31 protein-coding genes are annotated in these 25,389 nt (G+C 58.2%); 7 read left to right on the top strand and 24 right to left on the bottom strand.

Annotated features, from left to right (window positions below):
• Window positions 1-59: 59 nt before the first annotated feature.
• Window positions 60-833, bottom strand: a complete 774-nt coding sequence (locus AC2FJ5_RS03570) for a hypothetical protein (protein WP_496792482.1) — start codon at window positions 831-833, stop codon at window positions 60-62.
• 177 nt (window positions 834-1,010) lie between these two features.
• Here AC2FJ5_RS03570 and aqpZ point away from each other — a divergent pair, with 177 nt between their 5' ends.
• A complete protein-coding gene (gene aqpZ, locus AC2FJ5_RS03565) occupies window positions 1,011-1,697 on the top strand; it encodes an aquaporin Z (protein WP_496792481.1) in 687 nt (228 codons plus the stop codon).
• 59 nt (window positions 1,698-1,756) lie between these two features.
• Here the strand turns inward: aqpZ and AC2FJ5_RS03560 are convergent, their stop codons facing one another.
• Together AC2FJ5_RS03560 and AC2FJ5_RS03555 are read right to left on the bottom strand one after the other, a co-directional pair.
• Complete coding sequence (locus AC2FJ5_RS03560; RefSeq protein WP_142633219.1) at window positions 1,757-2,305, bottom strand: peptidylprolyl isomerase; 549 nt, start codon at window positions 2,303-2,305, stop codon at window positions 1,757-1,759.
• Window positions 2,298-2,804, bottom strand: coding sequence for a peptidylprolyl isomerase (locus AC2FJ5_RS03555; RefSeq protein ID WP_271947577.1), 507 nt, complete (start codon window positions 2,802-2,804; stop codon window positions 2,298-2,300). The genes AC2FJ5_RS03560 and AC2FJ5_RS03555 overlap by 8 nt, the downstream gene beginning before the upstream one ends.
• Window positions 2,805-2,937: 133 nt before the next feature.
• Here AC2FJ5_RS03555 and AC2FJ5_RS03550 point away from each other — a divergent pair, with 133 nt between their 5' ends.
• From AC2FJ5_RS03550 to AC2FJ5_RS03530, 5 genes are all read left to right on the top strand, one after another.
• Complete coding sequence (locus AC2FJ5_RS03550; RefSeq protein ID WP_496792479.1) at window positions 2,938-4,128, top strand: phosphoglycerate kinase; 1,191 nt, start codon at window positions 2,938-2,940, stop codon at window positions 4,126-4,128.
• Between the two features lie 126 nt (window positions 4,129-4,254).
• Complete coding sequence (locus AC2FJ5_RS03545; protein WP_185956602.1) at window positions 4,255-4,554, top strand: FtsB family cell division protein; 300 nt, start codon at window positions 4,255-4,257, stop codon at window positions 4,552-4,554.
• 175 nt (window positions 4,555-4,729) lie between these two features.
• Window positions 4,730-5,719: a pyruvate dehydrogenase (acetyl-transferring) E1 component subunit alpha gene (gene pdhA, locus AC2FJ5_RS03540; RefSeq protein ID WP_142633213.1), complete on the top strand. Its 990-nt coding sequence runs from the start codon at window positions 4,730-4,732 to the stop codon at window positions 5,717-5,719.
• A 15-nt stretch (window positions 5,720-5,734) separates the two neighbouring features.
• Window positions 5,735-7,105, top strand: a complete 1,371-nt coding sequence (locus AC2FJ5_RS03535) for a pyruvate dehydrogenase complex E1 component subunit beta (RefSeq protein ID WP_142633211.1) — start codon at window positions 5,735-5,737, stop codon at window positions 7,103-7,105.
• Between the two features lie 15 nt (window positions 7,106-7,120).
• A complete protein-coding gene (locus tag AC2FJ5_RS03530; protein WP_496792478.1) occupies window positions 7,121-8,425 on the top strand; it encodes a pyruvate dehydrogenase complex dihydrolipoamide acetyltransferase in 1,305 nt (434 codons plus the stop codon).
• 61 nt (window positions 8,426-8,486) lie between these two features.
• On the opposite strand, the gene cysE is transcribed toward AC2FJ5_RS03530, so the two are convergent.
• Entirely contained in the window at window positions 8,487-9,296 is an 810-nt protein-coding gene (cysE, locus tag AC2FJ5_RS03525; RefSeq protein WP_496676121.1) for a serine O-acetyltransferase, read from the bottom strand.
• A gap of 63 nt (window positions 9,297-9,359) precedes the next feature.
• Here cysE and AC2FJ5_RS03520 point away from each other — a divergent pair, with 63 nt between their 5' ends.
• Window positions 9,360-9,719: a TraR/DksA family transcriptional regulator gene (locus tag AC2FJ5_RS03520; RefSeq protein WP_496700527.1), complete on the top strand. Its 360-nt coding sequence runs from the start codon at window positions 9,360-9,362 to the stop codon at window positions 9,717-9,719.
• On the opposite strand, the gene AC2FJ5_RS03515 is transcribed toward AC2FJ5_RS03520, so the two are convergent.
• The 20 genes from AC2FJ5_RS03515 to AC2FJ5_RS03420 form a co-directional block, all read right to left on the bottom strand.
• Window positions 9,700-9,996, bottom strand: a complete 297-nt coding sequence (locus AC2FJ5_RS03515; RefSeq protein WP_496700528.1) for a DUF7742 family protein — start codon at window positions 9,994-9,996, stop codon at window positions 9,700-9,702. The two genes, AC2FJ5_RS03520 and AC2FJ5_RS03515, sit on opposite strands and share 20 nt — an antisense overlap.
• Window positions 9,997-10,001: 5 nt before the next feature.
• Window positions 10,002-13,964 carry a baseplate multidomain protein megatron gene (locus AC2FJ5_RS03510; protein WP_496792477.1) on the bottom strand — a complete coding sequence of 1,321 codons (3,963 nt, stop codon included), beginning with the start codon at window positions 13,962-13,964 and terminating at the stop codon, window positions 10,002-10,004.
• Window positions 13,965-14,411: a C40 family peptidase gene (locus tag AC2FJ5_RS03505; protein ID WP_496700530.1), complete on the bottom strand. Its 447-nt coding sequence runs from the start codon at window positions 14,409-14,411 to the stop codon at window positions 13,965-13,967.
• The gene (locus AC2FJ5_RS03500; protein WP_496691062.1) at window positions 14,408-15,295 is read right to left on the bottom strand and encodes a phage/gene transfer agent baseplate hub protein; all 888 of its coding nucleotides are present in this window, start codon (window positions 15,293-15,295) and stop codon (window positions 14,408-14,410) included. The genes AC2FJ5_RS03505 and AC2FJ5_RS03500 overlap by 4 nt, the downstream gene beginning before the upstream one ends.
• Complete coding sequence (locus AC2FJ5_RS03495; protein ID WP_281971926.1) at window positions 15,295-15,927, bottom strand: DUF2460 domain-containing protein; 633 nt, start codon at window positions 15,925-15,927, stop codon at window positions 15,295-15,297. Before AC2FJ5_RS03495 ends, AC2FJ5_RS03500 begins: the two co-directional genes overlap by 1 nt.
• Window positions 15,928-15,942: 15 nt before the next feature.
• On the bottom strand, window positions 15,943-16,605 hold the full coding sequence (locus tag AC2FJ5_RS03490) for an RcGTA-type gene transfer agent tail tape measure protein (protein ID WP_496792475.1): 663 nt from the start codon (window positions 16,603-16,605) through the stop codon (window positions 15,943-15,945).
• Window positions 16,592-16,801 carry a rcc01693 family protein gene (locus AC2FJ5_RS03485; RefSeq protein ID WP_496700532.1) on the bottom strand — a complete coding sequence of 70 codons (210 nt, stop codon included), beginning with the start codon at window positions 16,799-16,801 and terminating at the stop codon, window positions 16,592-16,594. Before AC2FJ5_RS03485 ends, AC2FJ5_RS03490 begins: the two co-directional genes overlap by 14 nt.
• The gene (locus tag AC2FJ5_RS03480; RefSeq protein WP_496792474.1) at window positions 16,798-17,118 is read right to left on the bottom strand and encodes a gene transfer agent family protein; all 321 of its coding nucleotides are present in this window, start codon (window positions 17,116-17,118) and stop codon (window positions 16,798-16,800) included. Before AC2FJ5_RS03480 ends, AC2FJ5_RS03485 begins: the two co-directional genes overlap by 4 nt.
• A 2-nt stretch (window positions 17,119-17,120) precedes the next feature.
• The gene (locus AC2FJ5_RS03475) at window positions 17,121-17,534 is read right to left on the bottom strand and encodes a phage major tail protein, TP901-1 family (RefSeq protein ID WP_496700534.1); all 414 of its coding nucleotides are present in this window, start codon (window positions 17,532-17,534) and stop codon (window positions 17,121-17,123) included.
• A 20-nt stretch (window positions 17,535-17,554) separates the two neighbouring features.
• A complete protein-coding gene (locus tag AC2FJ5_RS03470) occupies window positions 17,555-17,968 on the bottom strand; it encodes a DUF3168 domain-containing protein (RefSeq protein WP_496701301.1) in 414 nt (137 codons plus the stop codon).
• Window positions 17,965-18,303, bottom strand: coding sequence for a phage head closure protein (locus tag AC2FJ5_RS03465; RefSeq protein WP_142633184.1), 339 nt, complete (start codon window positions 18,301-18,303; stop codon window positions 17,965-17,967). The genes AC2FJ5_RS03470 and AC2FJ5_RS03465 overlap by 4 nt, the downstream gene beginning before the upstream one ends.
• Entirely contained in the window at window positions 18,300-18,899 is a 600-nt protein-coding gene (locus tag AC2FJ5_RS03460) for a head-tail connector protein (protein ID WP_496700535.1), read from the bottom strand. Before AC2FJ5_RS03460 ends, AC2FJ5_RS03465 begins: the two co-directional genes overlap by 4 nt.
• A gap of 171 nt (window positions 18,900-19,070) precedes the next feature.
• Complete coding sequence (locus tag AC2FJ5_RS03455; protein WP_496676132.1) at window positions 19,071-20,249, bottom strand: phage major capsid protein; 1,179 nt, start codon at window positions 20,247-20,249, stop codon at window positions 19,071-19,073.
• A gap of 36 nt (window positions 20,250-20,285) precedes the next feature.
• Window positions 20,286-20,831 (bottom strand): HK97 family phage prohead protease, encoded by a 546-nt coding sequence (locus AC2FJ5_RS03450; RefSeq protein WP_496708565.1) that lies wholly within the window; start codon window positions 20,829-20,831, stop codon window positions 20,286-20,288.
• 26 nt (window positions 20,832-20,857) lie between these two features.
• Window positions 20,858-21,076, bottom strand: a complete 219-nt coding sequence (locus tag AC2FJ5_RS03445; protein WP_142633175.1) for a GTA head formation protein, RCAP_rcc01685 family — start codon at window positions 21,074-21,076, stop codon at window positions 20,858-20,860.
• Window positions 21,069-22,232, bottom strand: a complete 1,164-nt coding sequence (locus AC2FJ5_RS03440) for a phage portal protein (RefSeq protein ID WP_496792473.1) — start codon at window positions 22,230-22,232, stop codon at window positions 21,069-21,071. Before AC2FJ5_RS03440 ends, AC2FJ5_RS03445 begins: the two co-directional genes overlap by 8 nt.
• A gap of 197 nt (window positions 22,233-22,429) precedes the next feature.
• Entirely contained in the window at window positions 22,430-23,041 is a 612-nt protein-coding gene (locus AC2FJ5_RS03435; protein ID WP_496700538.1) for a hypothetical protein, read from the bottom strand.
• A 104-nt stretch (window positions 23,042-23,145) separates the two neighbouring features.
• Window positions 23,146-24,516, bottom strand: coding sequence for a DNA-packaging protein (locus AC2FJ5_RS03430; protein WP_496792471.1), 1,371 nt, complete (start codon window positions 24,514-24,516; stop codon window positions 23,146-23,148).
• Window positions 24,425-24,769, bottom strand: a complete 345-nt coding sequence (locus AC2FJ5_RS03425) for a hypothetical protein (RefSeq protein WP_496792470.1) — start codon at window positions 24,767-24,769, stop codon at window positions 24,425-24,427. The genes AC2FJ5_RS03430 and AC2FJ5_RS03425 overlap by 92 nt, the downstream gene beginning before the upstream one ends.
• Window positions 24,770-24,975: 206 nt before the next feature.
• Window positions 24,976-25,353: a VOC family protein gene (locus AC2FJ5_RS03420; RefSeq protein WP_496792469.1), complete on the bottom strand. Its 378-nt coding sequence runs from the start codon at window positions 25,351-25,353 to the stop codon at window positions 24,976-24,978.
• Window positions 25,354-25,389: the final 36 nt, after the last annotated feature.

The raw sequence follows: 25,389 nt of genomic DNA, 5'->3' as shown, positions 1-25,389 counted from the left end.
AAACAAACGCCGCGGGACAGCCTGCGGCGTTTTCTTTTGCAATTCTGACCGAAAGGCTTTCACTGATCAGGTTGGTTCCAGGTCGCATTGGCCTCGATCACTTCTGCGACCATCAGCGCCTTTTCGGACAATTCTGGTGGCGTGCCGTCATCAAAGGCAAGCTGCTGCATTCTTCGATACATGACTTCAGACGTGTAAAAATCGAATGCAGCCGTGCCGTCGGGGCTTTCCCAGAAGGCCGTGATCCAAACCGAGGGCGCATACCCGTAACACCAGTCCTGCCAGAACCGTTCTGCCAAAGTCGCCGTTTTAACTGCGGCTACTTGCGCCAAAAGGCTATCCATTGGCCAACCCCCGAGGCGAAACATGCAGAGCGTATCGTCCAGACATTCTTCTGAGCCCCCTTCGATCGCCTTCAGAAGAAAGCGTTTCTGGAAATCGTCCAGGACACGCCACTCCTCCGACGACCAGTTCCGGGCCTGTCCCGTCGGATACCGGCTCAGGCTGACTTCGATCCCGACAGAGCTTACCTCTTCGCCACAGGCCAAGACCTCTAGCACACGCGGCAAAAGATAGGCCCAGGTATTCTTGGCAATCCCTCCCGGATCACTCGCTGCAAAATACCAGTCCTGAAGATAGTGCAACGGCAGTTCCTGAATGGGCGGGTGAAAGAAATCAGCCTCGATATCCGGTTCCATGCAGCACCCTTCGCAGACCTCGATGCTGCTTGGCTTTGGACGTTTAAAAACGCGATAAGCATCCTGAATAAGCGGGAAGAACGGATCATCCGGCAATAACTTGGCCTTAACCGGCTTATTCGTCTTTGACGTCATCGTAGACTGAACCCATATTTCCATGCCACACCCATAGGTCTATCTGCCCACTTTTGACGTGGCAAGCGCGCCCAAATACCCCTTCATTCTCCGCCGAATTTCTATGTGTGATGAGTAGCTTCGATATTTCTGCGTTTTGGATTACACTACAGCCCATTGGTTTTCGGAGGACTTTTCATGTCAACAAAACTCATGGCTGAATTTTTCGGTACATTCTGGTTGGTGCTTGGCGGTTGCGGTAGCGCTGTTTTAGCGGCTGGCGTCGCGGATGTCGGTATCGGCTGGTTGGGCGTATCTTTCGCCTTTGGCCTAACAGTGCTGACTATGGCATTTGCCGTTGGCCACATTTCAGGCGGGCATTTCAATCCGGCAGTCAGTCTGGGTTTAATGATCGGCGGACGGTTCCCGGCTAAGGATCTGCTGCCCTATTGGATTGCTCAGGTCATCGGAGCCATTGCAGCAGCGGCTGTTCTGTATCTGATCGTCAGCGGCGCACCAGATTTCGCCGGGGTTGGAGGCTTTGCGTCCAATGGCTATGGCGAGGCTTCACCCATGGGCTATTCGATGATGTCCGCCTTGGTGATCGAGATCGTACTGACGGCATTTTTCATCCTGATCATTCTGGGCGCGACCTCAAGCGGTGCTCCGGCAGGGTTCGCGCCGATTGCCATCGGTCTGGCGCTGACGCTGATCCACCTGATCTCGATCCCGGTGACCAACACATCTGTCAACCCGGCACGGTCAACCGGTGTTGCCCTGTTTGCCGATGGGCCGGCGCTGGCTCAGCTATGGTTGTTCTGGGCTGCCCCGCTGATTGGTGGCGCGATTGGTGCGCTGATCTGGAAGGCCATGTCTGACGACTGATCCAAGCGCACGCTTACAAAAAGACCCCGGCACCTGACCAGGCACCGGGGTCCTTTTATCTATTCGGTCACGGTGACCTTTTTCATCGCATCCGGCTGGCCGATTACGGCTCCGTTCGGGCCTTCGCCCCGCTTGATCGCATCAACAACGTCCATTCCGTCAGTGACCTGACCGACAACCGTATACTGACCGTTCAGGAACGGCCCAGGTTCAAACATTATGAAGAATTGCGAGTTGGCACTGTCGGGATCCTGCGCCCGCGCCATGCCAATAACACCACGATCAAAGTTATAGTCCGAGAACTCAGCTGGCAGATCCGGCCGATCCGAACCGCCAGTACCGGCACGACGCATATCGCCACCGACCCGACCGTGTTCAACGTCACCGGTCTGAGCCATAAAGCCGTCGATCACGCGGTGAAACACCACGCCATCATACTGGCCAGCAGCGGCAAGGGCGCTAATTTGTTCAACATGCTTGGGGGCAATATCGTCAAACAGATCAACGGTTACGGTGCCATTGGCCCCCTCGCCCTCAATCTCGATCTCTAGGCCCGTGGCCAGTGCAGGACCGGCCAACAGGACAAATGCGGCGGCCAGCTTATACATCGGCAGCCACCTTGACGCTGATCATACGATCCGGGCTTGCAGGTGGCTCGCCCCGAACAATGGCGTCCACATGCTCCATCCCGTCGATAACACGGCCATAGACCGTGTATTGGCCGTTCAGGAAATGGTTGTCGCTAAAGTTGATGAAAAACTGCGAATTGGCCGAGTCCGGATTCTGCGACCGAGCCGCGCCCAACGTGCCGCGATCATGCGGCAGTTTCGAAAACTCTGCCGGAACATTCGGCAGCGATGACCCGCCTGTGCCTGCACTGCGCAGGTTGAATCCGTCTTCCATATCGCCGTGCTGCACGTCACCGGTTTGCGCCATGAAACCGTCGATCACACGGTGAAATGCCACGTTGTCATATTCACCGCTGCGCGCCAGTTCCTTCATCCGAGCGCTATGCTGCGGGGCCACATCTGGCAGCAGCTCGATGACGACATTGCCGCCCTTCAGCTCGATGATGATTGTGTTTTCGGGATCCTTGATCTCGGCCATGTGGCCCTCCTGTCGTTTGTCTTGCGCAAATACCTATGCGCCACGCACGCGAAAGCCAAGTGACGCATTGACCTGAGGGCAAAATGCAGGAAAAGAACCGCCTAGATCGGTTGCCAAACACGAGGATCGCGCGATGAGCTGGAAAACACTGGACGATATGGACCTGAACGGTAAACGCGTGCTGGTGCGCGTGGATATCAATGTGCCCGTGGTGGATGGGGTCGTGACCGACGCTACCCGGATTCAGCGCATCGTACCCACAGTACGCGATATTCTCGCCGCAGGTGGCAAGCCTATCCTTCTAGCCCATTTCGGACGCCCGGGCGGAGAGCGGCGCGAGAGCCTGTCGCTGAAACAACTTATCCCCACATTGGAAAGCGCCTTTGGTGCGCAAGTTCTGTTCGCAGCCGATTGCGTCGGAACCGAGGCCGAGCTTGTCGCAGACACACTGCAAGCCGGGCAAGTATTGCTGTTGGAAAACACCCGTTTTCATGCCGCGGAAACCAAGAATGATCCTGATCTGGCTGCTGGCATGGCCAAACTGGGCGAGGTCTATTGCAACGACGCCTTTTCCGCTGCGCACCGCGCCCACAGCTCAACCGAAGCTATCGCTCGCCTGCTGCCTGCCTGCGCTGGTCGGCTGATGCAGGCCGAGCTGCAGGCACTTGAAAGCGCTCTTGGCGCGCCCGAGCGTCCGGTAACAGCAGTGGTCGGTGGGGCAAAAGTGTCAACCAAGCTGGAGCTGCTGGGCAACCTGATCGACAAGGTGGATCACCTGATCATCGGCGGTGGCATGGCCAACACCTTTCTGGTGGCACAAGGTATCAGTGTCGGCAAATCGCTGGCCGAAATCGCGATGAAAGACACTGCCGCAGAGATTCTTGCCAAGGCGGAAAACTCTGGTTGCCAGATCGTTTTGCCGTGTGACGTGGTTGTTGCAAAAGCCTTCCAGGCCAATGCGCCGCATCAGGTTTTGCCCGCAGACCAATGCCCCGAAGACGGCATGATCCTGGATGCAGGCCCCGAGAGTGTCGCCGCTATCACTGAAGTCATCAGCCAAAGCCGAACCCTGATCTGGAACGGCCCTTTGGGCGCCTTTGAACTGGAACCGTTCGATGCCGCAACGAATGCGGCCGCACTGAAAGCTGCCGCGCTCAGCCGTTCGGGCCAGTTGGTCTCGGTCGCGGGCGGTGGTGATACCGTAGCCGCCCTGAACGCGTCCGGCGCGGCGCGGGATTTCACCTATATCTCGACAGCAGGCGGCGCATTCCTGGAATGGATGGAAGGTAAAACCCTGCCCGGTGTCGCCGCGCTGGAACAATAAATTCAGCTGCACGGGTAATTTTGCGAATCGGGGGATTCACAAGCCGAATCACCTGTGACATAGTGCAGTCAGATGCCAAGCATAATGGCACGACATTGAGGCAGACTTCATACGGCGGTAAACAGAGTGTCCCGTTCCCATCGGCCCGGTTTGGGCTCAGTTGCTTTTTTCTCGGTGGCTTTCATGCTGGGTGTGTATTTCACCTTTGCTGCCGTCCAGGGAGACTATGGCCTGTTTCGACGGGTCGAGATTGCAGCGGAACGGGATGCTCTGTCGCGCGACCTTGCAGCGTTGAGCACCGAAATCGCCGAAATGGAAAATCTGACCCGCAGGCTTTCAGACACCTATCTTGACCTCGATTTACTGGATCAGCAGGCGCGCTCGATCCTTGGTATGATCCGCTCGGATGAGATTGTCATCCGCTGAGCGGGACCAAAATTCTTCGTCGGAAATCCCTGCTGTGGTAACGCATACGTCCCTACCTGAACGGTTTTCCGCGTGTCAAACAACAGCGCAATATTTCCACTCGCCAGAAAGCCTCAAATGTTCTATTAGATAGTTTAACGCTAAACTATCTTGCCGAGAGGGGGAGATCGCCACAATGGCTGCGCGAAAAACCACAAAGAAACCAAACGTTTCTGCGGAAGAACTCAAGACCTATTACCGTGAAATGTTGCTGATCCGCCGATTCGAAGAAAAGGCTGGCCAGCTATACGGCATGGGTCTGATCGGTGGTTTCTGCCACCTGTATATCGGTCAAGAGGCAGTTGTTGTGGGACTGGAAGCAGCCGCCGAAGAAGGTGACAAGCGGATCACCTCTTATCGCGATCATGGGCATATGCTGGCCTGCGGCATGGATCCGGGCGGCGTAATGGCAGAACTGACCGGGCGCGAGGGCGGATTGTCCAAGGGCAAAGGCGGTTCGATGCATATGTTCTCGAAAGAGAAGCATTTCTATGGCGGTCACGGCATCGTCGGGGCGCAGGTTCCTCTGGGTGCCGGTCTGGCCTTTGCCGACAAGTATCAGGAAAACGGCCGCGTCACCTTCACCTATTTTGGGGACGGCGCCGCAAACCAGGGGCAGGTCTATGAGACCTTCAACATGGCCGCGATCTGGGAACTGCCCGTGATCTTTGTGATCGAGAACAACCAATACGCCATGGGGACGTCCCAGGCACGTTCGACCTCGACCAAAGACATCTACCATCGGGGCGAGGCGTTCGGCATCCCTGGCGAGATCGTCAACGGCATGGATGTGCTAGCGGTCAAAGAGGCCAGCGAAAAGGCTGTCGCCCATTGCCGCGCGGGCAAAGGTCCGTACATTCTGGAAATCAAAACCTATCGCTATCGCGGACACTCGATGTCCGACCCGGCCAAGTACCGCACCCGCGAAGAGGTTCAGAAGGTGCGCGAACAAAGCGACCCGATCGAACATGTCCGCGAGCTGCTGCTTTCCGGCAAACACGCGACTGAGGATGACCTGAAGGCGATCGACAAAGAGATCAAAGAGATCGTCAATCAAGCCGCTGAATTCTCGAAAGAAAGCCCCGAGCCGTCGCTGGACGAGCTTTGGACAGATATCTACGCCTGAGAGGACGATTAAGACATGGCAACCGAAATTCTCATGCCCGCCCTTTCCCCCACGATGGAAGAGGGCACGCTGGCCAAATGGCTGGTCAAGGAAGGCGACACCGTATCAAGCGGCGATATCATGGCCGAAATCGAAACCGATAAGGCCACGATGGAGTTTGAAGCCGTTGATGAAGGGATCATGGGCAAGATCCTGATCGCTGAAGGCACCGAAGGGGTCAAAGTAAATACCCCTATCGCCATCCTCGTCGAAGAAGGCGAAGACGCCTCCGCCCTGCCCGCGGCTGCACCCACAGCCGCAGCGACGACCGAAGCCGCCCCTGCTGCGGTTGAGGCCCCTGCTCCTGTCTCTGCCCCAGCCGCACCTAAGGTAGATCTGTCCCCAGATTGGCCAGCTGATGCCGAGATGAAGTCCGAAACCGTGCGTGAAGCCCTGCGCGACGCCATGGCCGAAGAAATGCGCAATGACGGTGACGTCTACCTCATGGGTGAAGAAGTCGCGGAATATCAGGGCGCTTATAAAATCTCGCAAGGTTTGCTGGATGAGTTTGGCGCCAAGCGCGTAATCGACACCCCGATCACCGAACATGGTTTTGCCGGGATCGCAGTTGGTTCGGCCTTTGGCGGGTTGAAACCGATTGTCGAGTTCATGACTTTCAACTTCGCCATGCAGGCGATTGACCAGATCATCAACTCGGCCGCGAAGACGCTCTATATGTCCGGCGGTCAGATGGGCTGTCCCATCGTGTTCCGGGGTCCGAACGGTGCCGCCGCACGCGTGGCAGCCCAGCACAGTCAGGACTATGCGGCCTGGTATATGCAGATCCCCGGCCTCAAAGTCGTCATGCCCTATTCAGCGGCCGACGCCAAAGGCTTGCTGAAATCCGCGATCCGTGACCCGAACCCGGTGATCTTCCTGGAAAACGAAATCCTCTATGGCCGCTCATTCGAAGTACCGCAGGTGGATGACCTGAGCATTCCGTTGGGCAAGGCCCGCATCTGGCGCGAGGGCACAGACGTGACCATCGTCAGCTTTGGCATTGGCATGCAGTTCGCACTGGAAGCTGCAGACAAGCTCGCCGAGGACGGTATCAGTGCCGAAGTGATCGACTTGCGTACCATCCGCCCGATGGACACTGGTGCAATCATCAATTCGGTGATGAAGACCAACCGGCTTGTGACCGTCGAAGAAGGCTGGCCACAAGGATCGGTCGGCAGCTACATTTCATCGGTGGTGATGCAGGAAGCGTTTGATTACCTCGACGCGCCTGTCATCAACTGCACCGGCAAGGATGTTCCGATGCCCTACGCAGCGAACCTCGAAAAACTGGCGCTGGTGACCACCGACGAGGTGATCGCAGCCGTCAAACAAGTGACCTACCGGTAAGGGAGCAACAGACAGATGCCCACCGAAATTCTGATGCCCGCCCTGTCGCCGACCATGGAGGAAGGCACGCTTGCCAAATGGCTAGTCAAAGAGGGCGACACCGTCTCCTCTGGAGATCTGCTCGCCGAAATCGAAACCGACAAGGCCACGATGGAGTTCGAGGCCGTTGACGAAGGCACAATCGGCAAAATCCTGATCCCTGAAGGAACCGAAGGGGTCAAAGTCAACACCGCCATCGCGGTTTTGCTGGAAGAAGGCGAAAGCGCTGATGATATCAGTGCAACGCCTGCAGCGGCTCCGGCGGCGGCGCCAGCCGCCACGGACAACGAGGCTTCCGCTCCAGCGGCGTCCGAAGCGCCCGTCCCCGCCCCGGCAGCGCCGGTCAAGGCAGATGGCGGTCGTATCTTCGCCTCGCCCCTGGCTCGTCGCATCGCTGCGCAAAAAGGTCTCGACCTAGCGCAAATCAGTGGATCCGGCCCACATGGGCGTATCGTCAAGGCGGATGTCGAAAGCGCAACCGCAGCCCCTGCTGTGGCGGCTGCCCCTGTACAGGCCGCATCAGCACCAGCCTCCACAGCCGCGCCAACCGGCCCCTCGACGGATATGGTCATGCGGATGTACGAATCCCGCGATTATGAAGAGGTTAAGCTGGACGGGATGCGCAAAACCATCGCCGCGCGCTTGACCGAGGCCAAACAAACCATCCCGCATTTCTATCTACGCCGGGATATCAAGCTGGACGCACTGCTGAAATTCCGCGGTCAGTTGAATAAGCAACTTGAGGCCCGTGGCGTCAAACTCAGCGTCAATGACTTCATCATCAAGGCCCTGGCCAATGCGCTGCAACAGGTGCCCGAATGCAATGCCGTCTGGGCGGGAGATCGGGTTCTGCAGCTGAAACCCTCGGACGTGGCCGTTGCCGTCGCGATCGAAGGTGGCCTGTTCACGCCGGTCCTGCAAGACGCCGACACCAAGTCGCTATCAGCGCTTTCAACCGAGATGAAGGACCTGGCTGCCCGTGCCCGCGAACGCAAGCTGGCCCCGCATGAGTATCAGGGCGGCACATTTGCGGTCTCGAACCTGGGCATGTTCGGCATCGACAATTTCGACGCTATCGTGAACCCACCGCATGCGGGCATTCTGGCCGTCGGCACTGGCGCAAAGAAACCTGTTGTTGGTGACGATGGCGAACTGACGGTTGCAACGGTCATGTCGGTTACGATGTCGGTCGATCACCGGGTCATCGACGGTGCCCTCGGTGCGCAGCTGCTGCAGGCGATCGTCGACAATCTGGAAAACCCGATGGTCATGCTGGCCTGATATCTGACTAAAAAATGGCCGCCCTCTTCTGGGCGGCCTTTTTCTTTAAGAACCTTCAGATCTAGTGATCTTTGCCCAGCATATGATCCATCGAGATCGAGGGCTGGTCACATCCTGCTTCACCGACAATCTTGGCCGGAATACCGGCAACGGTTTTGCAAGGTGGCACCTCTTGCAGCACCACCGAACCGGCGGCAATCCGGCTACAATGGCCCACTTCGATATTGCCCAAGACTTTGGCGCCGGCGCCGATCAAAACGCCATCACCAATCTTGGGGTGACGTTGCTCCTCTTCTTTTCCGGTCCCGCCCAGCGTGACCGAATGCAACATCGAAACGTTGTCGCCAACGATGGCCGTTTCACCGATCACGATGGAATGAGCATGGTCGATCATGATCCCCTTGCCGATTTTGGCAGCCGGGTGAATGTCGATGCCGAAGATTTCGGAGGACCGCATCTGGAAGAAATAGGCCAGATCATATCGCCCCTTGAGCCATAGCCAATGGGCGACGCGGTAGGCCTGCATCGCTTGATAACCCTTGAAATACAGAATCGGTTGCAGAAGACGGTGGCAGGCCGGGTCCCTCTCGTAGACCGCCATCAGATCTGCGCGGGCGGCCTCAATCAAATGGGGATCGTCAGCATAAGCTTCGTCCACGATCTCGCGCAGAACCATCATCGACATTTCGTTCGAACATAATTTTGCGGAAACGCGATAGGACAATGCTCTGGTCAGGCTGCGATGATGCAGAATACAGGCGTGCACCAATCCACCCATCAGTGGTTCATTCTCGACCGCGGCCTGAGCCTCGGTCGTGATGCGATCCCAAACGGGATCTACAGGTGTGACATGACTGCGCTTTTCCAACATGGCTTTTGATCCTTTGCTGCGCCTAGAATGCCATTTAGTGGCTAAAACGCCAAACGCAAACCCGTGATCGGCAAAGCAACGAAAATGAATGAGGCTGACCTGAAGCAAATCAACGAGAAAATCCTTGTCAGGCTGGACGAATTGGCGCGCCAGTCGCAGGCCGGGAAAGATGCGCAATCTGTTGTTGAACTGGATCAACAATCTATCGGTCGTCTGAGCCGGATGGATGCGCTACAGAACCAGGCCATGGCCAAGGCGCACCAAATCAACCGGGACCTGGAATACCGACGTCTTTTGGCCGCGCTGAAGCGGATTGAAAGTCAAGAATACGGATTCTGCGAAGATTGCGGCGAGCCGATTCCAAATGGCCGACTTGAATTGGACCTCGCCGCAACCAGATGTGTCAGCTGTGCTTCTGGTTAATGCGGAACCGGATCAAATGACGCAGCACCGTCTCAAAACACCGGCAATACTGCAGATCATCGAATGAGGGTTCGGCGGCAAGGCGCCGGTTTCGCGCCGCAGCCAATAACGAACCGTTGCCGAACAACGGGTGCAGCCGCCCTGTTTTACTTACATGGCCATCAGCCGTTTCAGCTTCGGCAATCATACGTCGGCATAAACGGTCACGCTGATCGGGCGGCGCGTTCAACAAAACACGCGCCGCCGTGCTGACATCTCCGTGCAATACGGGCCGCACCGCGCCTATCCGACCTGCAGCCTGACAGGCGATCCAGGTCCGTAAGCCGCAGATATCTGCGAAACCGACACCTCATAAGACCCAGTTGCAGCGTCACCGGCCTTCATGGACGACGTGTAATTCCAATCCGGCTGGGCAACGACCTGTTCCCGGATCAGGCTACCATTCTGCCGGACCTGAACAAGGTAGGCTTCGGTTTCTTCATTCAACGGCACATCCAGCCCGGACCAGTCATCGCCATCCAGACGTGTCCGCCGCACCCATGAGAACACGTCCCTCGAGCTGGATTGCTGCACGCGAAGATGAGAAGGGGCATAGGGCCGCAAACCATTGCCTTCAAAGGCCTCGACCAGATGCTCGTAAGAGGGATCTTCGTACCCTCTGGTTGCAGGGCCGATACGGTAATGTTTGGTCAGGCCACGTTCCGACCGCAACAACCCTGTCTGGAAGACACGTTCGTCCAACAACACGAACATTGATCCTTCGGGCCAGAGATCGGGCATGATTGCATCTGTCCCCAGCTGGCCGCGCAACCGGCCAGATAGGGTATAGACACCTTCCTCTTGCAGAGCAGCATCCGCGAACTGGAACACCTCCCAATTGCCGGGCGTTCCGTCGCCAATCGCTGCAAGATTTGCGCCGTTTAACAAGGCAGACCGTGGACGGGACTCCAGGACGCCATCTACAAGATTGACACGTAAGGCATCGCCTTCATCCCAAAGTCCGGTACTGGCCCTTCGCATCGGGCTTGCGGTGAAGCCTATTATGGCCTGCCCTGTTATCACCTGTTGCAACGCGTAATCCTCATCGCTTAATGCGGCATACACCGCAACGCTTCCTGGCCAAGGGTCTGCTGCAGCCGCAAGATATGGCGCATGCGGCACTTCGGAACCGGTGATCAGAGGCAGGTCCAAGAATACCGGCAGCACCGGCACCGGAGCGACAAATGGCTTCGCTGTAACTTCATCAGCGGGGGCATCTGGCGGTGTGTAAACGCCGGGCTCGATCCTGACAGCCTCGGCCAGTTGCATTTCGGCCTGTTCAAGCCTGTCAATGCGATAGCGCGCTTCCTGCCCACCACTGACAAGCCGCACAACATCCCCTGCCCCGACATTCAAAAGCGAAGGCGGTAATGCAAACCTAGCCGTTTCACGCGAGACACGCGCCTCACTCAGCCAACGTTCCACCGTTTGACGCCCCTCGGCCCGCGTCATGGACAACGGCATCTCATTTACCGATACCGAATGGGTTTCATCATCAGGCAACACAGCCTCTTCCGAGACTATTTCATGGTCAGCATCAGACTGAACAAAGCGCAGCCTGACACGGCCAGAGATTTCCGCCTCAGCCTCGCGACGATATTCCACGTGTCCGTCAATGTCCGAAGTGATGGCCAACTGCTCTTCATTCAGGGTCAGGGCACGTGCGCCATCCCGCATCTGAAAGATCAGCTTTCCTTCGCGTTCAAGCGCATCGAAACCATACCGCAGCATGAGCGGTTGCAATGCCGAACGGGCATCCGAAACCTGTTCAACCGCATAGCCCTGAACGGAACCGTAAAGGCCCGAGACATCAATCTCGGTAACACCGGCAGCATGGCAAAGCTCGGTTACAACAGAGGCCAGCGTTCGTGAGCCGGAACGCCCATTAAGCCAATGGCCGCGGGCATAGTTGGCCCCATCGCTCCACTGGCTGCGCAGGTTTGGAAAGGTCGGATAGGGCCGCGCATCCCACGCCCAGACATAGGCATTGGACACGTCCACCATCGGGCCGCCATAGCTGGATGAAACTGGATTGATATCTGCGTCCGACCAATAGCCAAGAACCGCCCTGAGGTATTGCGTCTGCAGAAAGTCGTCCCGAAGCCCGTTTGAATATTTCGGCAACCCGGATTCTGAAGATTTAGGGTCTAGAAACTTGTTGGGCTGGTTGGTGCCTTTGTCTACTGCCGCACAACCGAGCTCAGTGAACCAGATGGGCTTGGACTCTGGCAACCAGTCAGTCGGGTTGTCGCTACGCACACCATTGATTCGCTCGTGATGCGGTTGTGACCACCAGTTGCGAACGTCCTTATATCGCCAGATCCACGGCTCGTTATGTGAACCATCTTCGATCGGCGTACGGATTTGTGCCGCCTCTTCTTCGGGCGAGGCATAATACCAGTCATAGCCTTCGCCACCTTCGATGTTCCCACGCAGATAGGAAAGATCGTAGATGGATTTTGCGCCGGCATCCGCATCCACGTGATCTTCACCGTCCCGCCAGTCGGACAGAGGCATGTAATTGTCGATACCGACGAAATCTATGTTGTCATCCGCCCAAAGCGGATCGAGGTGGAAGTAGCGATCCCCACTGCCATCATTTGGCTGGTAGCCGAAATACTCGCTCCAATCCGCCGCATAACCGATCTTTGTGTCTGGCCCCAGAATACTACGCACTTGCCCTGCCAAAACGCGCAGCTGCTCAACGGCCGGAAATCCGTTTAGGCCACGAATCTGGGTAAGACCACGCATTTCCGAACTGATACAGAAGGAGTCCACCCCACCTGCCGCCTTACACAAGGCAGCGTAGTGAAGAATAAATCGGCACAACCCCCATTCCTGCGGGCCAGAATAGGAAACCGTGCCGTTTCCGATGACAAAATCATCCGCTCGCGCCTGACCAAAGAAATCGGACACCTGAACATTGGCCTCAGCCATCTGGTCCGGAGACCCGTCCCGCCCAGGCGCAACACTCAGAGTGATGCGACCGCGCCAGGGAAGGTGCGGCTGATCGCTGGCATCAGACCACGGGTCGGGCAATCCGTTTCCACCGATCTGATCCATCAGGATAAACGGGTAGAACATGACCCGCTTCCCCTCTTGCTTAAGGTGTTGGATCGCTTGAATGACCGACGCGTCCGCTGGTGTCGCGCCATAGACGGGCTCGTTATTTTCCTGACGAACGATCTGGGCGGTTGCCCTTGTCAGCCCCGCGACACCCCAGGGCATATTTTTGCCCTCGATACCATTTTGCAGAACCTTTGGTTGTATCTTGCATTGACCGCATCGCAGATCACTTCCGAACCAGGACACAACCAAAGAGGCGGCTTCACAGCCCGGAAGTTCACTTTTCAAGGCTTGTGTGGACGTCACGAGATCAGGCAAACCAGAGGTCGAATTCACATTGGCCGCCCAACTGCGGCCGCGGCCTTTTGTGTAATTCACCTGCTGGGACGCCAATGCATATTCACCGGTCCCAGGCATTAGCGCCACGCCTCGTACAATACGTGACAGGGAATTTTCGGTATCAGGCAAACCAGGCTGCTCTTGCCGCACGACCTCGAACGAGAACTGCGGGACGCGGTTTCCAAAAGCGCCCAGCTTCAAATCTTCGATCACAATATAGGCGGTGCCACGATAGGCCGGGACATTTCCAGTACCTTCGATTGCTTCGATCAACGGATCGGGCAGCTGATCGTCGGTGCCAGGATAGACGCGCATATTCAAACTGCTGCGCTCAATCTCTTCGCCATCCGCCCAGACACGCGGCACGTCAGATATTTGCCCCGCGCCCAACGCGACCGCTAATGAAACTGAATAGCTGTAGCTGTTGGTGGTCGTTGTAACCTCGGGCTGCTTGGGGGATCCCTTGCCACCCCCAACCGATTGCGTGGTAGAGCTGGTGCTGCGGGTTTCCAGAAAATCCGAAGCCCAGATAACCTGCCCCCCGACACGCATCCGACCAAAGATGTTGGCGACAGCGGCGCCCTCGCCCGTCTGAGTAAGGCGAAAACGGTCCAATCGGCCCGTTTCTACAACTTCGCTGCCGCTGCCCATGACCGACTGGCTCATCAAACGCTGGTCGATGACACGCCCAAGAGTGGCACCAATGGCACGGCCGATAACTGCCGTGGACAGCCCCGCAACCGTCCCGCCAATGGCCCCGCCAACAGCGGCACCCGCCGCAGACAGTAATATCGTCGCCATCTAGATATCCTCCGTGGGGAACTCAAAACAAGAAACAACCCGCCGTCGCCACGGGTCGCTTAGGGCGCTTTCAACAACGCCATGTCCGGAATAAGCGTGAATGAACCGAGGGATGTCTCGACAGGTGCTGACAATTCCCAAATGCTTGGCAACGCCACTTTCCCGCATACGAAACAGCAACACGTCTCCGACCGAAAACCATGCCGGATCTTTCTCGATGAGATGGCGGCGTGCTGCGGCCCACATACGCTCTTCGCCCTGTGGTTCAGACCAATCCATGCTATAGATTGGGACGGCCTCAGGTTCGTGCCCGAGCACAGCGCGCCATACGCCACGCAGTAATCCCAGACAGTCCGTTCCGGTGCCTCTTACAGACGCCTGATGGACATAGGGGGTGCCTAGCCAGCTTCTGGCCTCATCAACAATGCTTTGCTTTGTCGGGATCATCGTCTGCTTCCCCCCCTGTTTGCCCCGTTTTTCTTGGGAACCGCCATCACCCAATCTTCGGAAGGCAGGTCAGGAAAGCCCTGAAAATTCGTGATATTATTGAACTTCAAGCGGCAGGTCGTCATGCGCTTGTCGCAACCTGCGGTCAGCCTCACCCTGTCGCCCTCGGCCAATCCACCGCTGATTGCAGACCACAGAACGACCGATCGACCTGTGTCGGTCTTTTGGTCCTTCTTGACCGCCCCCCACAGCCCAGCCGCACGGCCTGTCAGCACATCAAGCCGACCACGTTCGAACCATGTCTCAAGGTGAGTTTCCGCCCCTCGCAGCTGCAAAATACTGCCACCCGTCAAACCGACGATCTCAGCTTCGGCCGAGTATCCCAGGGCATCGGTGTTGAACCCGCACGCCTTGTCGCCCAGCACGGCTGTGCAGGGCTTTTGGTAAATCCGGCCCAAAGGTCGGTTCAACTTATCTGTCAGGCCCCGCAGTTCGGCATGAAAAGCCCCACCTGCCCGTCGCAATTCACCGATTGATCCGCGGAACTGCAACATTCGCTGCGATGGATCGGCCCAGTTCACAAGCCATGCCCGCACCTCGGCCCCGTCGAAGCGACCGGATTCGATATCCTCTTCGGTTACTGCGACATCCGATAACGCACCCATTGCTTCCGAGTTATCAATGGACAGCCCCGTTGCCTGCTCGATCGCGGCTGCTGTCAGACCCGAACTTGCATTGAAGTCCAGGCCTTCAAAGCTCAGCTTCAGGTCATGGTCGGTAAAGCCAAACTGAACACCGTCTGTGCGCGTAATCGCCCAACACCGACAGGTCGTTGTCAGACCACTCTGCAGATGGGCCTGCAGTGCCTGTTTGTCACCAGCCATCAGACACGCACCTCGACCACTGGCACGTTCGGAACGTCCCCTGCCTGAAAACTCGCGACACTTGTCTGGATCTTGTCGGTGTCAAACCTCACTGGCACATCGAATTCAAAACCGGCGGTGATATCAACCCGTTCAGGCGGAGGCGAATAGAACGTGACCAACCCCGAGTTCAGATCCACCTCGAAGTCGACACCTTCACGCATCTCATCCTGCTCGACGCCCACGCGGACGGTTCCCAATACGGGTTTGACGACCGGCCTTACATAAGTGAATCCACCCGAGGAATAGGTCTTTACCAGCTGGAATTCTGTCGCTACGCCATCACCTTGCGCAATGATCTGGTCGCCTTGGGCAACTTCGCCCGTAGCCGCACCAGATTTGAAATCGGACCAGTCTTTCCAGCGAAATCCAAACATCTGCCCCTGCCTCGCCTCGAAGAACGAGATCAACGTTTCGATGTCATCCAAGGATCGCATACCCAGACCGGCATCATAGCGACGCCGCGAATGCGCCCAGGGGGTATTGCGCTCTTCGAACCCGTTCGCCAGCGTCACAATATCCGTGCGCCTCTCGGGCCCACCGACCGAACCAAAACTCAGGCTGGCCGGAAATCTCACCTCGTGGAAATTCATGGTCTGCTCCCTGATCTACCTATTGCGATTGCCACGACCCAGCGCGCGGCTCATCTGGGCCGCGATCTGGCTTTGGCTTCGACGGAAACCCTGCACGTCCGGGGTCGTGATGTTCATCACCACGTTCACCGCAGAGCCGCCGCCAGACATGCGCACGCCCAACTTCCCATCGGTACTGCGGGCCAGCGGCATAATGGCCTCGGGGCCAGCCTCGCCCATCAGCCCGGTGCCGCCACGCATTGGAAACGTGGTTGGACCGCTGATCACTCCACCGTTGGCAAAGGGCATCACCCGTCCTTGGCTGAAGCTGCCGCCGTCAGCAAAAGGAAGAATGCCCTTCACAAAACCTCCGATCCCATTGGCTAGAAGGCCGCCGAAATGATCCGTGACCGGTTTGATCGCAGCAGAATAAGCGGTGCGGATCATCGAGTTCTTCAACACGTCCAGCGCATCGGACAGGTTCATTCCGTCCATCACGACGCCATCGAACGCCCGTCGCAGGCCACCGGACATGCCACGCTCCAGCGTTGCAACATCCTTGCCCGTTTCCTCAAAGGCTGCTTTGATGCGCTTCATCTGCCCATCAAATGCCGCAGCCATCGATGCCGCATCACTCAACGAGTCGCCAAGCGCCTCGCCCCGCTCCTGCAGGTCTTCCAACCCGTTACGATCCGTCATCACGCTCTCCTTTTGTCTTGTCCGGATAGGCCGCCAGCAACGCATCCAAACCCATCCTGTTCATCGAAGGCATGCCCGCGCCCTGCCCCAGCATCAGCCGCAACTCGGCCGGGGTCAGGCTCCAGAATTGGTCCGGTGTCAGGCGCAGGCTAAGGAACCCGGCCCGCATCAATGCGGGCCAGTCGAACCCGCTCATGCCTGCCCCGGCACCATGAAGGCCCTTGCCAACAGTTCGGCCGCGGCACGAGCACCGTGCATTGGCCCGCCCTCGATCTCGGCTCTCAGCAGGTCGGCGCGGGTGACATTGGCCCCGCCCCCCCGCAGCCCGGCGACGATAAGCGCCAGAACATCACCGCTGGAATAGGCGCCACCTTCGAACCGTTGCACCAGTTCAACCAATGTCCCGGAGCCCAGTTCCTGTTCCAGTTCCGCCAAAGCACCCAAAGTCAGCTTCAGCACCCGTTGCTCTCCATCGATGGTCAGTGCCACCTCTCCCGTCCACGGATTGGCCATCGTTACAGCACCGTAAAGGTCAGAGCACCGGCGCTTGCCATGCTCATTTCATAGGTCGCTTCACCATTGTGAGAGCCCGCATATTCGATGCCGGTCACCTGGAACGCACCCGCAACAATCCCGAAATCCGGGATGATGATCTGAAAACCAGGTGTCTCACCGTCAAAGAACAGCTGGCGCGCGCGCTCATCCGTTCCCGCGTCCTTGAATACGCCCGAGCCCGAGATCGAGGCCGACTTGACCCCCGCGCCCGACAAAAGCTCGCGCCAACCACCCTGGCTTTCCAGGCTGGTCACATCGACACTTTCCGCGTTGAAACTGACCCGCGTGGCACGCAGCCCCGCAATGGTCTCGAACAGGCCTGAGCCGTTCATATCTACTTTGACCAACAGGTCTTTTCCGTTCTGGGCAGCCATTTGCTCTCTCCGTTGATTACTTAATCGTCTTCCACGCGGGCGCGGAATTTCAGGTCGATCTGGCGGATCGCGCCGCCCGTTCCGGTCCGACGGGCCGAGGCACGTTCGAACCACAGCCCGACCAATCGGCCTCGATCCAGGGTCAGCCCCGCTCTGTCCAGGGCGTCACAAACTGCCCCCGCCAGCGTTTTTGCTGCACCGAACCCGGCAGCTTCGGACACGACGGACACCGTGAAACGATGGACGGCACCGGTCCCCGATCGGTCCGAGGCATCGCGCACCTCTTCCGGGCCCAGCGTCACATAGGTTTGCGGAACTGAACCAGCTGGAACGGCGTCATAGATCGCTCCACCTGAAAGAGTGCTGATCTGTGTGTCTTCCGACAATTTCTGGTAAATTGCCGCCTGCAACGCGGCTGAAACGCCATAGCTCATACCGCCACCTCCTCATCCGCAAAGCAGATCAAGTACTGGCCGCGCAGGTCCCGCTCGGCGACGGCGCGGATAACGAAACGGCGTGTGCCTTCCGCAAACCGCTGATCCGGCGAGGGGCGCATGGTCGATCCTTCGGGCGCGCCACGAACCACAATCCGGTAGCCGACACGCGAAACCGGCAACCCTGCAACATTTCGCTCTGACCCGCTGCGCGCAGTGACTTCGGCCCAAACCGAGCCCAAGGCGACCCATGTTTCCAGATACCCACCGGCGCCATCAGCGGTGCGCACGGAGGATTCAAGCAACAGTTTTCTATTCAGCCGAGGCGCCTTCATTGGGCCACCCCTGCACCAAAACGAACCACACGATAGCGTTGGATCAGGCTGGTCACGCCAAAGGGCATACAGCCGGCACCCAACGTGGTCTCATCCCGGTATTCATAGTAATGCGCGGCCAACAGCAGAACCGCCTGCCCGAGATCTGCCGGCAACCTTGACCATTCCCCGGCAATACCGGCGATAAACGCGATCTTCACGGATCCGCCGGTCGAAATAGCGGGCAAGACAGCCCCGGCAGGGCGTATCCGCGGGCGCTGGCTATCGCGATCCAATCTGTATCTGTCAGACGAAACGGCGGTTTCAGTACCCGCTGCATCCGTCAAACTGACCGTATTGATGGTCGAGACCGGCGCCACAGGCAGCACTTCGCCCGCAGGGTCACGCCAACTGTTAAGGCTCCAGGAAAACTCACGCGTGATAAGTACCTTCCCGGTACGCGCCTCAATCGCAGCAATCGCCGCCCTTAAGAAGCCCTTGAGCACTTCATCCTGCACGCTGGCACCAGTAAAGCCTGTTCCCAGCCTCAAATGCGCCTTGAACTGATCCACCGGCAGCGCCGCATCCGCGATGGCGGTTTCTTCGATCAACATCATCCATTCACTCCGCAATCTCGGACCCCTCCGGGGCCGTAACTTCAGGAATTGACGGGCACGCGCCGCCCCACGTTGCTCGGACGGAGGGGAGCAGCTAGACAACGCAGGGATCTCGCCCCGACCCGCGCCCGCCGCCCCGAGGGGCGAAGGCCCCCCGGGATTCAGCCCGCTTTAGGCGGTGCCGAATTTCACGAGTTTGATCGCAGCAAAGTCGCTGACATCGCCGCCGACGCGCTTGGTCGCATAGAACAGAACATGCGGTTTGGCGCTGAAGGGATCACGCAATACGCGCAGGTCCGGACGCTCGGCAATGGTATAGCCCGCCTGGAAGTCACCGAAAGCAATCGAAAAGCTGTCGGTTCCCGCATCCGGCATATCTTCGGCGATCAGCACCGGATAGCCCATCAGCCGCGCCGGCTCACCAGCAGCCAGACCGTCCGACCACAAGAAGCGGCCATCGCTGTCTTTCAGCTTGCGGATCAGACCAGCAGTTTTCGAGTTCATGACGAAGGTCCCGTTGACCCGGTACTGCGCGCCCAGCGCATAGACCACGTCCACAATGGCATCCGCTTCGACACCGCCATCGGTACCGGTGGGGACATAGCCAATGTTACCCCAATCCCAGACATCGTTGTCGACCTTGGCGTGGTTCAGAATACCCTTGGGTTTGTCCGCGCCGTCGCCGTTGATAAAGGCCGAGGCCTCGGCGCGTGCAAACTTGTCCGCGATACGACCGGCCAGCCAACCCTCGACATCGAACGCGCTGTCATCCAGCAGTCGCTGCGAGGCTTTGGGCAGTGCGCTCAGCTCGTGCAGCGGGATGGATATCCGGTCAATCGACGGGGTGCTGGTTTCGCTCGCCGCAGCATTTTCATCTGCCCAGCCCGCACCGATATCCGTGTGGTCGATCAAAACATCGAACGAGTTCGCCTCGACATTTACGATCGAAGCAATCGAGCGGATAGAGGCCGTAGATTTCAGCACCGATTTGATGATCTCGGCGGTTTGCGGGTCAATCAGGTACCCACCGTCACTGTTCACAGCGCTCGAGAGCGATTTCACCTCCATCTCAAGCCCACGCAGGCCGTCATCCTCACCCGAGCGCACATAGGCATCAAAGGCCTTCTGATGCGGTGCACCGTCCTCGATTGAGGCCGCAAGATGCGGGCGTGCCGCGATGGTTGATTTACGATCCAGCATGGTCAGTCGCTCTTCTGTCTGTTGCAATTTGGTTTTAACTTCAGCCTTCAGGCCCTTGAATTCGTTCACGAAGCCAGTCATCGCCTGCTTCACCTCCTGAACCAGGGGCACACCCTCTCCGGTCAAGGCCGGGGTTTCGGTCTTGCTCATCAGCACTTCCTTTTTGGGGGGTGAGGTTTCGGCGCGCTAGGTTCGCGCCAGCTCCTGCCGGGCGTGATCAAACACCTCGGCAATACTGCGCCAGGTGTTCTCGGCCTCGGGGTCCACCCCCTTTGCCGCCACCCGCGCACTGGGCAGCATCGGGAACGTCACCAGCGACACCTCCCACAGCTCCAGTTCGGTCAGGACCCGCTGGCCCTTGTCATTCTTCACGGCGCGCTTGGTACGATAGCCAATCGACAGGCCATCCATTGCGCCCGCCCGGATCAACTCGGCCGCCTCGCGACCTTTCTGAGTGCTTTCCAGCAGACGTCCCTTGACCCACAAGCCCCGGTCATCTTCGTGCACCTCATCCCAGACACCAATGGGCTGCGCCGGGTCATGCTGCCAGAGCATCTTGACCCGTTGACCCGCTGTGCCCAGCCTCTCAAGCGAACCGCGATACGCACCTTTCTGCACCACGTCACTGCCCTGATCCACCTGTCCAAACAGGCTGGCATAACCTTCGATCACCGCGTCCTCGGTCACCGAAAGGCCCTCTCCGAACCGTGCGAACTTATGTTCCAAGTCCATAAACTTCTCCATGTAACTTGCTGAATTCATGGTGTTACTGAAAGGAATGACTGAAACGCCTGCGCCAGGATCACCGCTGCCACGCCATAGACCGTCAGCCACAACCGCCTCTCCAGCCGCTCCATCATCTCTTCGATCTGATCCAGCCGCCTGCACAGATGTTCATGCTGGATCTCAGCCACCCGCTCATGCGCGGCCAGCCGCAAGCCTGGCGCGCAATCGAATGGCGGATATCCTTCAGCCATCCGCACGCTCCGGCAGCCCCAGCAAAGCACGCTTTTCTGCGTCAGTCAGGAACTCAGCCCCATTGACCCGCGACCAAAGCGCATCCCGCTCGGCGGACAACGCTGGAACCTGATCCAGATCGGGCTTCAGCATAAGCTCTTCGCCGGTAAAGCCCGCCAACCACGCCGACACCGCCGCCGCCACCCGCGTCACCAGGGGCAGCACGGTCAGGCGGTAAAACGCCCGGTTGGCCTCCTGATAGTTCGAATAGGTCGCATCGCCCTGGATCCCCAGCAACATCGGCGGGACCCCAAAGGCCAGCGCGATCTCGCGGGCGGCGGCTTCTTTAGTTTTCTGAAACTCCATGTCCGAGGGCGAAAAGCCCATCGGCTTCCAATCCAGGCCCCCCTCCAGAACCATCGGACGACCAGCATTGCGCGCCCCGCGATAGTTCTGCTCGATCTCATCGGAAAGACGCCGGAACTGATCCTCGGCCATCACCCCTTGGCCATCACCGCCCTTCCAAACCAGCGCCCCCGAAGGTCGCGCTGCATTGTCGAGCAGCGATTTTGACCACCGAGACGCGCTGTTGTGCACATCAATCGCCATCGCCGCAGCCTGCATCGGCGAGAACCCGTAGTGATCATCTTGCGGGTGGAACGATTTGATATGACAGATGTTTTCCGCCGCAAACCGGTGTTTCTTGCCGCCCACAGCGTAATCATACGCCTTGGGCCAGCCATCCGCTCCCGGCACCACGCTCATCCGGTCGGATCGCAAGACATGCAGCTCAACCGGCAGCCCTTCTTCGGCCTGAACCGCCTCAACATAGGCATTGCCCGACAGCAGCAACTGCGCAAACAAGGCCTCCATCAACTCTGCCCGCCCCTGTGCGGCATTCGGACGGCGCATCAGGGACAGGATCGGATGTACATCATAGCGCTGCGCCTGATCCTGCAGCACCAAAGGTAACGCCGCCGCCGCCTCGGCAATCAGCTTGACCGAGCGAAACCCCACCGGGTTCCCCGCAAACCCCGTCCGCGTCAGCGACACCGCATCCCGCGGACTCCACGCCACGCGCCCCCCGGTCTGCCACGCCACCACAGGCCCCGTCGCGCTCGCCTTCGCCTCGGGCGCCTCATCAGCCGATCCACGACGCAAGAAATCGAATACCATCTGTGCTCCTTTCTGCCGCCGCTCTGCCCGGCTTGTTGAAAGGAGTTATGACGGAAAGAAGTTTAAGCCTTGGGAATGGGGCGTACGGAGGGTGGGCAACGGGATAGCTGTAGCTGCATTGAGATGGGGCTACGCAGCCGAAACGAGGTCAAATCTAATGCTCATGACACTCCTGTGGTATCCGCTACATCACGCCGTCAAGATCGGATCATTGTGAGTAGTTCCTCAGCCTCCGGAACATAGTCCAACAGTATAGGGTAGTATGTCCTGCCAAAGAGTATCGGATGGCCGGGATGGGACAGCCCAAGCCCGAATGGTTGCACCTGCTGTTCGGAAAGAAGAATGCCAACTTCAAGTGATGGATAAGGGCGACTATCGACTATTGAATACGGAAACTTCGCTGAATGTTCACACGAAACGACATAGAGCCGGACACCTAGCCTCCAGTTTCTACCTCGCCGGCAAACAATTACCCGCCTGTTCGTAACAAAATAGGCCAAGTTATACAGGACGTAGTGCCGCTGACTCGCGATGCTAAACGAAAAGGCTACGAAAGCGAACGTTACTGCTCCGTATATCCAATACGCCTCAAAACGGCCAAACTCGGCATCGGCATTGATGAATGGAATAGTAGCCCACATGACGACCGAAGCGACCAACAGGAAAACATGAATCTTCCGCTCCTCACCTACCGCCTGAAAGAACTTGCGTCCGTATCCGGGTTCACCCGACCAGAGCAACTTTTCGCCGGGGGCGAGAATATCTTTTAAATCAAATCTGTTGGTACTGGTTACTGTGACTTTTTGCATAGCTTAGCCTTTAAACTGTCAAATCTGCAGAAACCAGCCGCAAACAGTTGATAGCAAAGCTTGGTTAAAGCTCTGTTGTCGTCATTCCTTCCTGATCGCTAAGCTCACAAACTCCTTACCCTCGGCCGCCGATACGCCCCCGCAGGCCCGACAACCAACTCATGCAGCGCCCAGACCAACGCGTCGACCCGGTCGGGTGAGCCCTGCCCCTCAAACCCGCGCGCGGTCATCTGGCACATCTGCTCCTCCAGCGCGTCCAACCCGGCCACATGGGCCACCCGCCCCTGTTCGTACAAAGCCGCCACAGGCTCGGCCCGCGCGACCTTACCGCGTGACGCCCGCACCGCGCGGTACGGGACCAGAGGGTCCACCTGCCGCACGACCTCTTCCACCAGCTGGCCACCCTGATTGACCTCAGCCACCAGCCGTTCGGCCGCAAATTCATCCATCGCATCAATCGCCGCCTGCGCCCAGCCCGCCGGGCCGACGCCCTGCACCGTCCGGTCGGCCAGCACAAAGGCGCGCCACTCTTCGGGCGGCCCTTGCAAACACGCTCCAACGACGACAATCCCGCAAGCATCCGCAGCCGCCCCCGCCGTCACCGCAGGGTCCAGCGCCACCACGATGCGGTCCAGCTCGGCCTCCTGTGCACAACGCGCCGCCTCCAGCATCGATCCGGTCCACAGCGCCCCTTCAGCATCCGACAGTAGCACACCGTCCAACTCCTGCCGCCCCAACCGTGTGCCCGCATAACGCGCGCGCACTTCCTCCAAAAACGACCCCGCCAGATTGGCCCGGTTCGCCTCGGTAGGCGCATGGGTCTGCACGGTGGAGGGCGACGCCAGCAAACCCTTTAGCACTTTCACATTGCGCGGGGTGGTCGTCACGCAGACCCGAGGCTGATCCCCCAGCCGCAGCGCAAATTGCAACATATCCCAGGTTTCCCCGGCCTTTTTCCACTTGGCCAACTCGTCCACCCAGGCTGCATCGAATTGCGGCCCCCGCAATCCCTCGGGGTCATGCGCTGAAAACGCCTGCGCCTCGGCCCCGTTGGGCCAGATCAGCTTGCGTTCCGACGCCTTCCAGATAGGCCGACGATCCGGTGGCGAGCATTGTAAAATCCCGCTATCGCCAAAAATCATCACATCGCGCACCTGATCAAAGGTCTCGCCGACCAAGGCCACACGACAGGCCGCCCCCTTGTCCAACGGCAATGACCCCTCGACCACAGACCGCACCCACTCAGCTCCGGCCCGGGTCTTACCGGCCCCACGCCCCCCCATGATCACCCACGACCGCCAATCGCCCTCGGGCGGCAATTGATGCGGCAGAGCCCAGAACTCAAACAGGAAAGGGAGGGCGCATAGCCCCCCCTCCCCGATCTCACTCAGAAATCTGTCCTGCACCGCAGCAGGCGCGGAGGCGAGCCAGCCTGCACCCGATCTCAGATCGTGCCCGATCAAGGTCGAGCGCATAGCCCCCTTGGGCAATTCCGGCTTGTCTGTGATGTTGTTCGACAAAGCTTGTCTCCACTTTTTGGCAACTTCGGATCAGCCCCTCAAGCTGACCCAGTTGCTTGCCTGCACCAGCAAGATCTGCATCCTCCCCGGCACCGATCTGCCTGCGCAGTTCTTCCGCTGCTTTGCGCAGATCGCGAATGGACGTCTCGAGCGACCGCAACAAGTCAGCCGTCTGGGAAATCCGCTCTTCCGGGGTAATTAATGTCATGTTTGCGTATTGACCTCATGCGTGAGTTTTCTCCGCACGAGAGAAACGAAAAACGGCCGCCGGATGTTAGCCCGAGGCCGTTGCTCACTTCTTCTAGCATGACACAGTTCGTACCAAATTAAGTTCGAAAAGTCAATGAATTGCGCAACACCAACGCAACAAGGAACGTGCGGTGCAGGTTAACAATTTCTTCCCCGCGCGCGTCTTTAGCTGCTGCCAGTCAAATCCTGCGCCAGCATCAGCGCATTCATATCCGGATCATAAAACGTGGCCGTGCTGACCATTCCTTCGATCGTTTCCGTCGCACCATCGAAGGCCACCCCTGCAGCCTCTAACGCGCTGCGGGCGGTGGTGATATCGGCGACCTCAAACACTGGAACGCAATTCCCCGGCGAAGGCTTGGCCTGCTCTCCTAAACCCAATGTGACGCCATCCACATTGGTGCGCATCTCACTCCAACCCGCCTCATCTATGTGATGGGAAAGTTCAAACCCCAATTTGTCGCTGAACCATTCGGCGCTTGCATGGCGGTCCCGAACCGAAATCGCAAGGGTGATCGTGTTTTTCAAAGAAACAAGGGGCATCAATCTTTCCTTTTGAGCTAAATTATATTAACTATA

This window comes from Ruegeria sp. CDSA221 (assembly GCF_059611825.1).
Note: the sequence above shows the minus strand (reverse complement) of the source record. Positions and strands in the feature narration are given on the sequence as shown.